Below are 16,620 nucleotides of genomic sequence, written 5' to 3'. Positions count from 1 at the left end.
AAAGGGGGCGAGGTTCGGACACCGTGTTGAACTCCTGTCGAACATGTTGCAGGACTGGGCTTATCGCAAGTCTCTCTCGAGTGAGACTGTTTCGGAGTGTGGGGAACAACCTAGCCACACCCACCGATGGCCCACAACTTCAGTGGAACTCGTGAGCGCGTCGCGCGATCGTGCGCGGGGGGAGTGGTCGTGGTGAATCTTCCTGAGTGGCAACCTGATTACGACGGGATGACGGCGCGATTCCCGCTGTCCGCAGCCCAGCTCGGCGTGTGGTACGCGCAGCAGTTGGATCCCGAAACCCCCTGTGTGATGGCACACTACGTGGAGGTTCGGGGGAGCCTCGATGTCGAGATGCTCGCGCGGGCAACCGATCGCGCGAGCCGCGAACTGCAGTCACCGGTGCTGCGCCTGTGCGAGGTGGACGGTGAGCCGAGGCAGTTCGTCCACCACGACCTGGAGGACGGGCTCTCCGTCGTGGACCTGAGCTCGGCGGCCGACCCCGTGCAGGCGGCCCACACGTGGATGGACCGCGATCGGTCCCGGCCGCTCGACATGGTGACCGACCGTGTGATCGCCGCAACCGCAATTCGATTGGGCCCCGAGCACTTCTACTGGTACGGCAAGGTTCACCACGTCGCACTCGACGGGTTCGGCGCAACCACCTTGATGAACCGGATCGCCCAGCTGTACACGCTCGAGGCGAGAGGTGAGACTGTCCCCGCTTCGACCGCCTCCGGCCTCGAGGTGATCCACGACCTGGAGCAGGAGTATCCACGATCGCGGCGGTTCGTGATCGACGAGGAATATTGGGGACTCCGGCTGGCGTCGCTTCCCGACCCGGTCAGCCTGTCGGCCAAATCGTTTCGCCCGCGCCCCTCGGCGGTACCGCTCGTTGCGAGTTCGCGGGTCCGTGCGGTGCAACCCCGTGACGGATCCGTTGCTCCGGTCGTGATCGCGGCGTGGGCGTGCTACCTCGCCCGCATGACCGGATGCGACGACATCGTCCTGAGCCTCCCGGTCTCCGCGCGGACGACGGCGAAGATGCGCCGCTCGGGCGCCATGATCGCGAACATCGTTCCCGTCCGGGTCCGGATCGAACCCGGCGCAACGGTCGACGAGGTGGTGTCGCAGGTGTCGGTCGAACTGACCGGGGCCCTGCGGCACCAGCGGTACCGCTTCGACGGCTCGGCGGGATCGATGCTGCGGTCCTTCGGCCCCGTCGTCAATCTGATGCTGTTCCGCCGGGAGATCGAACTCGCCGACGCGGTGGGCGAGTTCCACGTCCTGTCGACCGGCCCGGTCGAAGACCTGTCGCTGAACGTGTACGACGGAGTTCCCGGTGCCGCGGTGCGGGTCGATCTCGAGGCCAACCCGGCGTTGTACACGAGAAGCGAACTCGTCCGGCATCACGAGCGATTCGCGACCCTCCTGGAGCTGTTCGAGACGGTGCCGGGAGCGACGGCCGTCGAGGATCTGCTCGTCGGTGCGGCCGGCGATCCGGTTCGCGTGGACGGATCCGTCGCCGAGGCCCCGCGTCCACTGGCTCGGCTGCTGCTCGACGGTGCGCGGCTCCGTCCGGGGGCGGTGGCGGTCGAATCCGGATCCGTGACGCTGACGTACGGAGAGCTGGACGCCCGGTCGGCGAGACTGGCGCGGGTGCTCGCCGACCGGGGCGCCGAGCCGGAAACATCCGTGGTGCTCGCGCTGCCGAGATCGATCGACCTGATCGTCGCGATGTGGGCGGTGGCGAGGAGCGGGGCCGCCTTCGTACCGGTGGACCCGGAGCTGCCGGCCGAACGCCTGCACAGCATCGTCGTCGACAGCGGCGCCGTGCTCGGGCTCACCGTGCGGTCGGTGGTGGTGCCCGCGGGGCCGGAGTGGATTCTGCTGGACGATGCGGTGGGCGACCGACCGGGCACGGTCCCGGTACCGCTCGCCGGCTCCGACGACCTCCGCGGCGCCGAGGTGCGGGTCGACAATGCCGCGTACATGATCTACACCTCGGGTACGACTGGTCGGCCCAAGGGCGTGACGGTCACCCATCGGGGACTGGCCAGCCTCGCCGCGGAAGTGCGGTGCCGGTATCGCGGTTCGGCGCGCGCCCGCGTGCTGCACTCCGCGTCGCCGGGTTTCGATGCGGCGGTACAGGAATGGCTGCTGGCCTTCACCAGCGGCGCGACGCTGGTGCTTCTCCCGGCGGGTGTGATCGGTGGCCCGGAACTCGGGGACTTCCTGCGTGAGCACACGGTTTCGCACTTCATCTCCTCTCCCGCGGTGCTGTCCGTCACCGACCCCTCGGGCCTCGACGCGCTCGAGGTGGTTGACGCCGGTGGCGACCGCCTTCCCGCCGGCCTGGCGGACGTGTGGGCCGACGGGCGATTGATGCTCAATGCCTACGGGCCGACGGAAACCACCGTGCTGGCGACACTGTCCCAGCCTCTGCGTCCCGGATCTCCGGCGCCGATCGGCACGCCGGTGCGGGGGACCGCGGTCGTGGTCCTGGACCGACGGCTGCACGCCGTGTCCGTGGATGCGGTCGGTGAGCTCTACATCGGAGGTGTCGGTCTCGCCCGCGGCTATCACGGGCTTCCCGGTGCGACGGCGGCGCGGTTCGTCGCGGATCCCCACGGAGCGCCGGGCTCCCGGTTGTATCGCACCGGTGACCTGGTCCGCTGGACCGAGCTCGGCGAACTCGAATTCGTCGGGCGGGCCGACACCCAGATACAGATTCGGGGGTTCCGGGTCGAACTCGGCGAGATCGAGGCGGTCTTCGAGCGGCACGCCGCGGTCGTGCTGGCGGTGGCCGTCGCGGGACGGGGCCCGGACGGCGAATCGGTGATCGCGGTGCATATCCTGCCCGCGAACCCCGACGTGTTCGAGGTGGACGCAGTCCGCCGGCACGCGGCCGCCGCGCTGCCGTACTACATGGTCCCCAACAGGATCCACGTGCTCACCGACGTTCCGGCGACGGTGAACGGCAAGGTGGACCGGCGCGCACTTCCGTCCCCGTCGGGGGCTTCCGCCGAGGCCGGTTCGGAGCCCGCACGGACGCGCACCGAGGAGGCGGTCGCGGAGGTCTTCGCGGACGTGCTCAGAGTTGGGCCGGTCGGCCGCGACGACGACTTCTTCGCGTCCGGCGGGCATTCGCTGGCTGCCACACGGGTCGGGTCCCGCCTGACTGCCGTGTCGGGGATCGAGCTGGGCGTCCGCGACATCTTCGACAATCCGACGGTGCGTGCGCTGGCCGCCCACATCGATGCCGCCGCCGACGGTCCGCGGGCGATCCGGCCGCCGCTCGAGGTCGGCATGCGGCCCGACGTGCTGCCGCTGTCGGCCGCACAACTGAGGATGTGGTTCCTGGCCAGGCTGGATCCGGAGTCGTCGGCGTATCTCGTGCCGATGGCACTGCGAGTCCGCGGCGGGGTCGACCTCGATGCGTTGCGTGCGGCCTTCGCGGATGTGGCGACGCGTCACGAAGTGCTGCGAACGGTCTACCCGGAAACCGTCACGGGGCCGGTCCAGGAGCTGGTCGCGGTCGAGCGTGCCGTTCCGGACCTGTGTCCAGTCGACATCACCGGCGACGAACTCGACGCCGCGCTCCGCGACCGCGCCGCATTCACGCTCGATGTGCGCACTCAACCGCCGCTTCGGACGGTGCTCTATCGTCTGGCCCCCGACGAGCACGTGCTGGTGATCGGTGTCCACCACATCGCCGCCGACGGGTGGTCGGTGGCGCCGATGACCGACGACCTGCTGGTTGCCTACCGTGCGCGGGTCGACGGTGCCGCGCCGCAGTGGGATTCGCCGGTGATCCAGTACGCGGACTACGCGCTGTGGCAGCACTCGATGCTGGGCCGCGTCGACGACCCGGCGAGCGTGCGTGGACGGCAACTCGACTACTGGCGCGGAGTGTTGTCGGGCGCCCCGGCCCGCCCGGGTCTACCGTTCGACCGGCCACGCCCCACCCAGCCGACGGGGGCGGGCGCGAGCGTGCGGGCGACCGTGGGATTCGAGACCGTGTCGCAGCTCCAGGCGTTGGCGTCCGGGAACGATTCGAGCCTGTTCATGGTCGTGCACGCCGCCTTCGCGGCCCTGCTGTCCCGGGTGAGCGACGAGGACGACATCGTCGTGGGGGCGCCCGTCGCGGGCCGGGGCGCGGCGGAGTTGGACCGTGCCGTCGGCATGTTCGTCGCGACGGTGCCGCTGCGCACGACAATCGACCCCGACGAGCCGTTCGTCGATGTGGTGATGCGTGCGCGGCGCGTGGGACTGGATGCCTTCGCGCACACGGATCTGCCGTTCGAGGACCTGGTCGACGATCTTGCGCCGGAGCGTGTTCCGGGCGAGCACCCGGTGTTCCAGGTGGCTCTCGCATTCCAGAACCAGAGCCGGCCGTCCGTCGCGGTTCCGGGTCTGGACGTGGAAGTGCTCGAGGTGCCCACCACTGCCACACGGTTCGATCTCGAACTTGCCGTCGACCCCGTGGCAACCGGCGAGATGGCCCTCACCTTCACCTACGCCACCGAGTTGTTCGAGCTGCGGACGATGCGTGCGCTGGCCGACGCGATGCTCCGGATCCTCGCTACCGTCGCGGCCGATCCGACTGTGCGGGTGCGGGATATCGATCTCGGTGCCGAAACACCGGGCCCGGTATCCGATTGCGCGGATCGGACGATGCGCGAGGCGCAGTCGCTGACGGCACTGTTCGACGACCGTGTCCGGCAGGCGCCGGATTCGGCCGCGATCGTCGCGGGCGACGACCGCCTCACCTATCGCGATCTCGATCTGTGCTCCAACGCCCTGGCTCGCCGCCTCGTCGCGGCGGGCGCCGGCCCGGACCGGCTCGTTGCCGTCGCGATGCCGCGGGGCATCGAGATGGTGGTGACGCTGCTCGCGGTGCTGAAGACCGGGAGTGCCTATGTCCCGCTGGACCTCGACCACCCCGCGGAACGGCTCCGCTTCGTTCTGGACGACGCGCGTCCGGTCGCTGTCGTCACGACCCTCGATCTGAGCGGACGTCTGGCCGCCGGTCCGGTCCCCGAAGTACTGATCGACGCCACTGCCCGGGATACCCGTCCGCTGTCGAGGCGCCCGCGCCCGGACGAGGCGGCCTACGTGCTGTACACGTCGGGAACCACCGGCCACCCCAAGGCGGTCGTCGTCAGCCACGGAAACGTCACCGCCCTCCTGGACGCCGCGGGCGGCCGGATCGGCGCCGGTCCGACCGACGTGTGGACCATGTTCCACTCGTACGCCTTCGACTTCGCCGTCTGGGAGATGTGGGGCGCACTCGCGCACGGCGGCACCCTCGTGGTGGTCGATCCGTTCGTGGCGCGCAGCCCGGAGGACTTCCGTGCGCTCCTCGAACGTGAGCGGGTCACGATCCTCGACCAGACCCCGACGGCGTTCCACGAACTGATCCGGACGACGCCGACGCTGCCGGCATCGGTCCGGTGGGTGATCTTCGGTGGCGAGGCGTCGGACATCCCGCGACTGCGGTCGTGGTGGCGCTCCGCCGGACCCACCCGTCCGCGGTTGGCCAACATGTACGGCATCACCGAGACCACGGTGCACGCGACGTTCCACGACCTCGACGCCGAGATGGCCGAGGTGGCCGAGATGGCCGAGATTGCGTTGCCCCCGGCCGGTGTGGGCAGTCCGATCGGCCGTCCGCTCCCGGGGCTGGATCTGGTGATCCTCGACGTGCGTCTGCGCCCGGTCCTGCCGGGCGTGACCGGTGAAATCTATGTGCGCGGCGCACAACTGGCTCGCGGCTACCTGAGGCGCCCGGGCGCGACCATGTCGCGGTTCGTCGCGGACCCCTGGGGTTCGCCGGGGGACCGCATGTATCGGACCGGCGATGTGGCCCGCCGACGGTCGGACGGAGCCGTCGACTTCGTCGGCCGCATCGACGACCAGGTGAAGATCAGGGGTGTGCGGATCGAGCTCGGCGAGGTCGAGAGCGTGCTGCGCCGGCGTCCGGAGGTCGGTGAGGCGGCTGCGATCGTGCGTCGGACCGACTCGGGGGGCGAGATCGTCGGGTACGTCAGCGCGGCGGCGAACCACCGCGCCGATCCGGGATCGATCCTGCGCGAGCTGCGCACCGAGGTGCCCGCGTATCTGGTCCCGGCGGAACTCGTCGTCCTGGATCGGATGCCCGTGACGGTGAACGGCAAGCTCGACCGGAAGGCCCTGCCTGCTCCCGTCGCGCGGCAGCATCCGGCGCAGACGGCCCGGTCCGCCGTCGAGCAGCAGGTTGCCGAAGTGTTCGCCGACCTGCTGGGGGGCGTCGCTCCGGGGCCGGACGAGAGCCTGTTCGAGGTGGGCGGCAACTCGCTGATCGCGGCGCGGGCCGCGGCCCGGCTCGGTGCGCTCACCGGCCGCCGTGTCGAGGTCCGCGACGTGTTCGAGCATCCGACGGTGGCCGGTCTCACCCGGCTTCTGGACCGAGACGGAATTGCTTGGCCGGCACCGTCATCCGGTCCGCGGCCGGATCGGATCCCACTGTCCCCGGCGCAGCATCGGCTGTGGCTGGTCAACCGGATGTCCCCCGACTCGGGTGCCTACAACCTGCCGATCGCGCTCCGTCTGGGCGCGGGCACCGATGTCGAGGCGTTGCGGCTCGCCGTCGCCGACGTCATCGCACGGCACGAGGCGCTGCGCACGATCCACCCCGTCGACGACGCCGGTCCGTACCAGTCGGTGGTGCCGGTCGAGGATGCCCGCGTCGGGCTCGCCGTCCATGTGACGGACGATCCGGTCGCCGCGGCCGCGGTGGTCGCAGGCGGCGGCTTCGACCTCACGACGCAACTCCCGTTCCGGGCGGTGCTGTTCGAGAACCGGTTCCGTCGCGGCGACGACGTCCTGGCGCTGGTCGTGCACCACATTGCCGCGGACGGGTGGTCCCTGCGGGTGCTCGCACACGACCTGGCCGCGGCCTACGGTGCGCGGGCCGCCGGACGGGCACCGTCGCTGCCGCTTCCCGCGGTGCAGTATCCGGACTTCAGCCTGTGGCAGCACCGGATCCTCGAAGGCGACGGGACCGGAACCTCGCTCGCGGCAGAGCAGCTGGCGTACTGGACGCGAACTCTCGACGGTCTGCCCGAGGAGGTCACGTTCCCGACGGACCGGGCGCGTCCGGCCACCGCATCCGGCGCGGGGGCCACTGTGGCATTCGGCCTCGACGCCGACCTGTACGCCAGGGTCGCCGCGGTGGCCCGTGCCCACGACGCGACGGTCTTCATGGTCCTGCACGCGGCGCTCGCCCTACTGCTGAGCCGATTCGGTGCCGGGCCGGACGTTGCGATCGGTACCCCGGTCGCCGGGCGTGGCCACGGCGACCTCGACGACGTGGTGGGGATGTTCGCGGGCACGCTGGTACTGCGGGTGCGCCTCGACCCCGACGGTGGCTTCACGCAACTGCTCGACGGCGTCCGCTCGACGGATGCCGAGGCGTTCTCGCGCAGCGACATTCCCTTCGACCGCTTGGTCGAGGAAGTCGGGTATCCCCGCTCGCTGGCCCGCCATCCGCTGTTCCAGGTGGCGTTGTCGATGGAGGACCGGGTCGTCCCGGGCGTCCCGGGACTGGCCATGATCGACGAGCTCGACCTGCCGACGTTCGCCAAGTTCGACCTGCAGTTGACCGTGACGCCCGACCCGGAGTCCGGCGCCGAGTGCCGGATGGACTACGCGACCGACCTCTACGACGAGAGGAGCGTCCGAGGTTTCGCCGACGCCTTCGTCCGCGTCCTGACGGCGGTCACGGCCGACCCGGCCGCGCCGATCGGTGGCCTCGATCTGCTCGGACCGACGGAACCCGACGTGCTGCGTGGGCGGCACGCCGTTCCGAGGCGGAGCCTGGGGGAGATCCTCGAGGCCGCGGTGTCGGCGAACCCCGATGGTGTCGCGGTGTGCGACGGTGCCGACGCCCTCACCTACCGGCAGCTCGACCGGCTCGCGAACCGTCTGGCACGGCTCCTTCGTGAGAGAGGTTGGGGGACCGAGGACGTGGTGGCGGTGGCGTTGTCGCGTTCGCTCGAGTCCGTGGTCTCGGTGTGGGCGTGCGCCAAGGCCGGCGTCGTGTTCGCGCCCGTCGATCCCGCGGCGCCACCGGCACGGAACGCGCGACTTCTCGCCGACGCGGGTGCGGTCGGTGGCATCACCGTCGGCCGCCACCTCCACGCGCTGCCGGAACTCGACGAGTGGATCTGCCTGGACGACGCCGGCGTGCGAATCCGCCTGGACGAATTGCCCGCTGCAGCACTCGGAGACGCCGGCGCCCGGAACGGACTCGACTGCGGGGCGTACCTGGTCTTCACCTCCGGGTCGACGGGCACACCCAAGGGAGTCCTGGTGACCCATCGCGGGCTCGCCACCTTCGCGGAGGAACAGCGCGAGCGCTACACCGTCGACACCGACAGCCGGGTACTGCATTTCGCGCCGACGACCTTCGACGGTGCCCTCCTGGAGATCCTGCTCGCGGCGCCGGCCGGGGCGACGCTCGTCGTCGCGCCGACCGAGCTCTACGGTGGCCCCGACCTGGCAGCTTTCCTGCGTCGTGAGGGCGTGACACACGCCTTCGTCACGACGGCCGCGTGGACGTCCATCGGCGTCGACCCTCGGACACTGCCGGATCTGCGCACCCTGATCGTCGGCGGTGAAGCACTGCCGGCGGGGGTCGTTCGGAACTGGGCGTCCGGCCGCCGGATGTTCAATGCCTACGGACCGACGGAAACCACCATCGTGTCGATGATCAGTGACCCGCTCACGCCCGACGGTCCGATCACCATCGGCGGCCCGATCCGAGGGGTCGGGGCGCTCGTCCTCGACACCCGATTGCGGCCGGTCCCGGTCGGCGCGATCGGCGAGCTGTACCTCGCCGGCAACCCACTGGCGCGGGGCTATCACGGGCGGGCGGCGGCCACCGCGGCCAGCTTCGTCGCTCATCCCCGGGATGCCGGTGTGCGCATGTACCGGACGGGAGATCTGGTGCGCCGCAGCGCGGACGGCATCGTCTTCGTCGGGCGGGGCGACCGACAGATCAAACTCCGCGGTCACCGCATCGACCCGGCCGAAGTGGACGCGGTGCTGACCGGCCACGCGGGAATCGAGTCGGCGGCGACCGTCGCACGGCCGGGGCCGGGAGGCGAGGCGATTCTCGTCTCGTACATCGCCACACCGTCCGACATCGACATCGACGACGTGCGCACGATGCTGCGCCGGACGCTCCCGGCGCCGATCGTGCCGACGACGGTGACCCCGATGGACTCACTGCCGTTGACGGTCAACGGGAAGATCGACTACGCGGCGCTGCCGACACCGGTGCTCGACAGCGGTGCGGGCCGGGAACCGGCGGGACAGTGGGAGATCGCCGTCGCCGGAGCATTCACCGAGGTGCTCGGGATGCGCATCGAGGGCGTCGACACCGACTTCTTCCGTTCGGGAGGAAGCTCTCTCGGGGCCACGCGACTGGTCGGTCGGCTGCGGAACGAGTTGCACGTGCACGTCTCCGTGCGGGACGTCTTCGAGTACCCGACGGTCGCGGCGCTCGCCGTCCGGTTGGCGGAGGCGCCGCGCGAGAACTCCGTTGTGCCTGCCCGGACACGGCCGGACGTCGTCCCGCTGTCGCCGCCGCAGCAACGACTGTGGTTGCTCGACCGACTCGATCCCGGGTCCGCCGTCTACAACATCGCGTTCGGTCTGCGGATGCGCGGACGCCTCGACGTCGACGCCCTGGAGCGGGCGATCGGCGACGTCTACACCCGCCACGAGATTCTCCGGACCTCCTATCCCGGAGACGCTCACGGGCCCCGGCAGCACCTGCACCGTCCGGGCCCGGTCGAACTCCGGGTTCTCGCGGTGCCCGCGGACGAGTTCGAGGCGCGGGCCGGTGTCCTGGCTGCGGACGGCTTCGACCTCGCGGTGGCGCCACCGGTGCGCACGGTGCTGCTGAGCGCTCTCGACGAGGATCATCTGCTGGTGGTCGTGGTCCACCACATCGCCTTCGACGGATGGTCGCTCGCACCGTTGGCCGGGGATGTCGCCCGCGCGTACGCGGCCCGTCTCGTGGACGAGGCGCCGCGGTGGGACGACGCGCCCACCCAGTACGCGGACTACACCCTGCAGCGGATCACGCTGCTCGGTGCGATCGAGGAGTCCGATTCGACCGCCGCCCGCGAGCGGGAGCACTGGCGTGAGGTTCTGCGGGGACTGCCGGCCCTCTCCACGGTGCCGACCGACCGGCCGCGACCGGACCGCCCGAGCTTCCGGGGCGGGCTCCGTCGAACGCACCTGACCCCGGACCGGCACCGGGCGCTGCTGGACCTGGCGCACGAGCACGGCGTCAGCCTGTTCATGGTCGTGCATGCCGCTCTGGCCGTTGTGCTCGCACGGCTCGGCAGCAGCCGGGACATCGCGATCGGAACGTCGGTCTCGGGTCGAGGCGAACCCGAATTGGACACCGCCGTAGGCATGTTCGTGAACACCCTGGTCCTGCGCACCCGGATCGATCCCGCGATGTCGCTGTCGCGACTCCTCGCGGAGGTTCGGGCGTGCGACCTCGCCGCGCTCGAGCATTCGATGCTGCCGTTCGAGCAGGTGGTGGAGTCGACGGATCCGCCACGGGTGGAGGGCGCGCACCCGCTGTTCCAGGTATTCCTCGCCTTCGGGAACCTGCCGTCGGCGACGGCGGCACTCGACGAGGTTGCCGTGGACGTGGTCGATCTGACTCCCGAGGCTGCACGTTTCGACCTGGAGTTCTCGGTTACGGAGAACTTGGATCATCGAGAGCGACCGGCCGGTCTGGCTGTTGCCCTGGGCTATTCGACGGATCTCTTCGACGAGTCGACGGCGGTCGGCCTCGTGGAGACCCTCGACCGGGTGCTGGGCGCGTTCGTGTCGGATCCGCACCGAGCCGTCGGCGACATCGCGCTGCCCGGGGAGATCGCCCGGACGTCGGGCGAAGGTGCACCCGACACGGTGCTGCTGCCCGAAGTGTTCTCATCCGGTGCCGCGGTGGGACGCCATGCGGCGGCGCTCCGTGCGGACGGGTGGGAGAGGAGCTACGGGCAGCTCGATTCCGTCTCCAATCGTCTCGCCCGCGAACTGATCCGTCTCGGGGTGGGACCGGAAACCGTGGTGGCGCTCGCGTTCGGGCGTTCACCGGAGTGGGTGACCGCGATGCTGGCGGTGAGCAAGGCCGGCGGTGCGTTCGTCACGATCGACCCCGAATACCCGCCCGCCAGGATCGCGTACCTGCTGGCGGACAGCGCCGCCACCGTCGTCGTCGCGGACGTGCTGCCGGACGAGCCGCTGGGCGCGGCGGCGTGGGTGACGCTCGACGCGCTCGTGGAGACGTCCACGTCCACGTCCGCGGCGCCGGTCACCGATGTCGACCGGATCCGCCCGCTGCGAGCGGAGCACCCGGCCTACGTCGTCTACACGTCCGGCTCCACGGGACGCCCCAAGGGCGTCGTGGTGACGCATGTCGGCCTGAGCGCCCTGACCGCGCTCGCGGTGACGCACTACGGTGTGGGGCCGGAGTCGGTTGTTCTGCAGAACTATTCGGCGAACTTCGATGCCGCGTTGCTGGAGGTGATCCTGGCCCTCGGTGCCGGGGCGACACTGGTGTTCGCGCCGCCGGGACGATTCGGTGGGACCGCGCTGACGCGACTGCTGCGGGAGGAGCGGGTCACGCACCTGCTGTCCACGCCGTCTGCGCTCGCGACCGTCGACCCCACGGGGCTGCCGCGGCTCGAAACGGTCGCGGTCGGGGGCGAGCTGTGCCCACCCGAACTCGTCCAGCAGTGGGCTGCCGGGGACACCCGGTCGATGGTCAACGCATACGGGCCCACCGAGGCCACCGTGGTCGCGACGGCCGCCCTGGTGCGACGCGGGCGGGCCGTGGACATCGGCGCACCCGTTCCGGGAACCAGCGTCATGATTCTCGACGGACGGTTGCGTCCCGTCCCCCGGGGCGTGGTCGGCGAACTGTACCTGGCGGGTGCCGGACTGGCCCGTGGCTATCTCGGTGATCTCGCCGCGACCGCATCCCGGTTCGTCGCGGATCCGTACGGCGGATACGGCACGCGGATGTACCGGACCGGTGATCGCGTGCGCTGGAACGCCCGGGGCGGTCTGGAGTACATCGGGCGCACCGACAGTCAGCTCAAGGTGCGGGGTTATCGGGTGGAGCCGGGCGAGATCGACAGCATCCTCGTCGGCCATTCCGGGATCGCGCTCGCGCGCACCGTACTCGAACGGGACGTGCTGGTGTCGTACGTGGCGGCACGGACCGGCGAGAGCCCGGACCCGGACGAGATCAGGAAGTTCGCCGCCGCGGCTCTGCCGGCACACCTGGTGCCGTCGCGGGTGGAGGTGCTCGACGAGATCCCGCTGACCGGCAACGGCAAGCTCGACGTGTCGGCGCTGCCGGGTACCCGACAGGGCCCGGAACGCTGGGCCGCAGCGGGTGATTCCCTCCAACAGACGATCGTCGAGGCATTCGCGGACGTGCTCGCGCTGTCTGCGGTGGGTGTCGACGACGACTTCTTCGCCCTGGGCGGCAGCTCGCTGTCGGCGACGTCCGCGGTCGCCCGGATCGAGGCGGCGTCCGCTCACCGTATCGCGGTGCGGGACCTGTTCGACAACCCGACCGCACGGGGGTTGGCCACCGCCCTGCGGGACAGAGGCGGCGCGTCGCCGCGTCCGTTCCCTCGTGCGGGGAGGCGAGGTGAACGAATCCCGCTGGCGCCCCAGCAGCGCCGGCTGTGGCTGGTCAACCGCCTCGATTCCGAATCGACGGAGTACAACATCAGGTTCGGTCTGCGCGTTCGCGGCGGGCTCGATCGCGCGGCCCTGGACCTCGCCGTTGCGGACGTGATGGAACGTCACGACACTCTGCGGACGATTCACCCCGACTCCGCCGACGGACCGCACCAGGTGGTACTCGCGCCCTTCTCGGTGCCGATCACCGATCACGACGCGGTGCCGGATCCGCGAGCGTTCGACCTCACCACCGAGATGCCGCTGCGGATCGCCGTGGTCCCCGAGAGCGCCGGCGTGGACCTGCTGGTCGTGGAGCTGCACCACATCGCCGCCGACGGGTGGTCGATGGGACCGTTCGGCCGAGATCTGGTGGACGCGTACCGGACCCGAGTGGCGGGGCACGCGCCGTCGTGGACCCCGCCGACGCTGCGGTACCGCGACTACAGCGCGTGGAGTGCCGACATGCTCGGCTCCGAGGACGATCCGGATTCCGTCGTCGCGCGATGCCTCGACTACTGGATCCGCACTCTCGAGCGCCTGCCCGATCGGCTGCCGCTGCCGTTCGATCGACAGCGGCCGGGACCGCCGTCGCATCGAGGTGCGGCGGTACGACGCGAGTTCGACACCGGTACAGCGTCACTCATGGACGCAGCGCGCGCGCACGGTGCCAGCCAGTTCATGGTCGTGCACGCGGTCTGGGCTGCCGTACTCGCTCGGTACGCGGGCGTCGGTGACATCGCGGTCGCAACGCCCACCGCGGGCCGTGGCCCGCGTGAACTCGACGACATGGTGGGCATGTTCGTCGGCACGACGGTACTGCGCACCGACGTCGACACCGGTGCATCGTTCGCGGAACTCCTTGCGACGGTACGCGACACGGATCTGGGCGCCTTCGCCCACAGCGACGTGCCGTTCGACCGGCTGGTCGAGACCATCCGTCCCCGGCGGGTCACCACACACCATCCTCTCGTGCAGGTGATGCTGACATTCGGTGCGGGCAACGCCGCGGACCGGAGAGTGCTGTCGGACAATGCGATCGAACCTGTGGAGCTCGCCTCCGACGCCATCAGATTCGACCTCGAACTCGACGTCACGCAGGGCGAGACGGGTCTCGACGTCCGGCTCGACTACGCGACCGACGTGTTCACAGCGGGTACCGCCGATCGGCTCGTCGACGCCTTCGGGCGGATGCTCGACGCCGTCCTCGCGGACCCGACGGTCGCGATCGGCGACGTCGACCTGGGCGGTACGCCGATCACCGGCGGCCCGTCGCAGGGGGCGACGGACCCGGCCGAGGCAACTCTCCCGGCGATACTGCGTGCTGCGGCCGCTGTGCATCACGATCGGGTGGCGTTGCGCTGCAACGGTGTCGATCTGTCCTACGGCGATCTCGACGAGTGGTCGGACCGCGTTGCGGGACACCTCTCCACGCGGGGTGCCGGCCCGGAGACCGTTGTCGCGCTCGCCTTCGACCGGTCGGTCGAGTTCGTGGTCGCGATGTGGGCGGTGGCCAAGACCGGGGCGGCCTTCCTGTCCGTCGACCCGCGCCATCCGGCCGCGCGGATTGCCCTGATGCTCGCCGATTCCGGGGCGATCGCCGGGCTGACGACCTCCCTCCACGCAGACGGGCTACCCCACGAGCCGGGCTGGATCCTCCTCGACCGGGACCTGCCCCCGGCGGTCCGTTCGCTCACCCGGGCACCCCGAACGCACCTCGACCAGACGGCGTACGTCATCTACACCTCCGGCACCAGCGGAGTCCCGAAGGGAACCGCCGTCACGCACCGGGGCCTGCTGAACCTGGTGGCGGAGCAGCGTGAGCGGTACCGCCTCACACCGACCTCCCGCGTCCTGCAGGTCGCGTCGCCGAGCTTCGACGCATCCGTGTTCGAGCTGATCATGGCCGCTGCCAACGGGGCGACCTCGGTGATCGCGGGGCCGAACGAGTTCGGCGGTGCCGGGCTGCACCGGTTGCTGGTCGAGGAGAAGGTGACCCACGCGGTCGTCACGCCGGCGGTCCTGGCGACTCTCGACCCCCACGGTCTGGACAGGCTCGGGGTCCTGATCAGTGCAGGGGACATCTGCCCACCCGAGCAGGCGCGGCGGTGGACCCCGGGCCGACGCTTCTTCAACGCGTACGGGCCCAGCGAGGTCACGATCATGGCGACGGGCACCGGCCCGCTCGCGGAGCTGGAGCCCGGAAGCCCGGTGCCGATCGGCGCACCGATCGCCGGGGTGCGCGCGGACGTGCTCGACGACCGACTGCGTCCGACCCCACCCGGGGCGGTCGGCGATCTGTACCTGGCCGGGCCCGGTCTCGCCCGGGGATACCCGGGGAGGCCGCCGCTGACCGCGAGTCGGTTCGTCGCCGACCCCCGGAGCATCGACGGCGGGCGTCTGTACCGCACCGGCGACCGGGTTCGGGTCGGGGACAACGGCGAACTCCACTTCGTCGGCCGCTCGGACGATCAGGTGCAGGTCGCCGGCGCACGGGTGGAGCTGCCGGAGATCGATGCGGCGCTCGGCGCGTCCCGATTCGTCGCGACGTCGGTGACACTGCTGCGGGATGCGCGTCTGGTCGCGTACGTGGTGCTCACCGACGACGCGGATGGGAGTGACGTCGCCGGGGACCTGCGTCGGCAGTTGTCACTTCGGCTACCGCGCAACCTGATTCCCGGTGTCTTCGTGCCGGTCGACGAGATCCCGCTCTCGATCAACGGCAAGGTGGACCGCGCGGCACTCGCAGATCTGCCGCTCCCGACGGCTGCGGCGGCAGCGCCTCCGTGCACCGCGACCGAGCGGGTGGTGGCGTCGGTGTTCGAGGAGGTTCTCGGGGGCGGCCCCGTCGGCCGTGACACCGGATTCTTCGACGCCGGGGGAACCTCGCTGGGTGCTCTGCAGGTGGTGACCCTGCTCTCGAGGCAACTCGACCGCCGAGTGCCGGTGTCGCTGATGTTCCCTGACGCGACTCCGGCACGCCTCGCCGAGTCGATCGAGAACTCGTCACTGCCGACGTCAGGTGCGTTGGGGAAGGTTCTTCCCCTGCAGACCAACGGAACACGGGCCCCGCTGTTCTGCGTACACCCGGCGGCCGGAGTCGCCTGGAGCTACGCCGGACTGGTGCAGTACCTGGGTGGGGAGCAGTCGGTGTACGGACTCCAGGCGCCGGGACTCGAGGACGGCCTGCGATTCCCCGGAGAGATCGCGGATCTCGCGGCCGACTATGTCCGGGAGATCCGCCGGATCCAGCCGCACGGCCCCTACCACCTTGCCGGTTGGTCGCTCGGCGGTGTGATCGCACATGCAATCGCAACCGAACTCCAGGACCAGGGCGAGCCGGTGGCCCTCCTCGTGGCCCTCGACAGCCTGCTCGAGGTCGACGAGCACACGGCCGGTGAGGACACCGATTCCGGCGGGCACGACGTGATCGATCTGCTGGCCGAACTCGAACCGTCGTTGGACCTCACCGGGGAACCGCAGGACCTCGGTCCCGAACGCGCGACCGAGCTTCTGCGCCGCGCCGACAGCCCGTTCTCGTTCCTGACCGCCGCCAGTATCTCTGCCATGCACGAGAACTCGCTACTCGCCGGTACGTTGGTGCGGCGTCATCGGCCGAGCGTATTCACCGGGGATCTCGTATTCTTCACAGCAGCGAAAGATCGTCGTGAAGGTATCGCCGCTCCGCGTCAGTGGGATGCCTACGTCACGGGGAAGGTACGGGAGGTGCCGGTCGACTGCACTCACGCAGAGATGACGGCGCCGACGGCGCTCGCGGTGATCGGCCCGATACTCGCGGCGGAACTTCGAGCCCGGGACCCTCGCGGCCACTGCAGACCGGAGGTTTCCTGATGACGT

1 protein-coding gene is annotated in these 16,620 nt (G+C 70.4%); it reads left to right on the top strand.

Annotated elements, in window-relative coordinates:
* Window positions 1-228: 228 nt before the first annotated feature.
* Window positions 229-16,614 (top strand): non-ribosomal peptide synthetase, encoded by a 16,386-nt coding sequence (locus IJ15_RS0105195; RefSeq protein WP_051918518.1) that lies wholly within the window; start codon window positions 229-231, stop codon window positions 16,612-16,614.
* Window positions 16,615-16,620: the final 6 nt, after the last annotated feature.

Origin of the sequence: Prescottella defluvii (genome assembly GCF_000738775.1) — a bacterium.
GTDB classification, from domain to species: Bacteria; Actinomycetota; Actinomycetes; order Mycobacteriales; family Mycobacteriaceae; genus Prescottella; species Prescottella defluvii.
Note: the sequence above shows the minus strand (reverse complement) of the source record. Positions and strands in the feature narration are given on the sequence as shown.

Bases quoted from the DNA above. Each gene is read 5' to 3' on its own strand.
- IJ15_RS0105195 (WP_051918518.1), top strand. From the start codon at position 229: ATGACGGCGCGATTCCCGCTGTCCGCAGCCCAGCTCGGCGTGTGGTAC.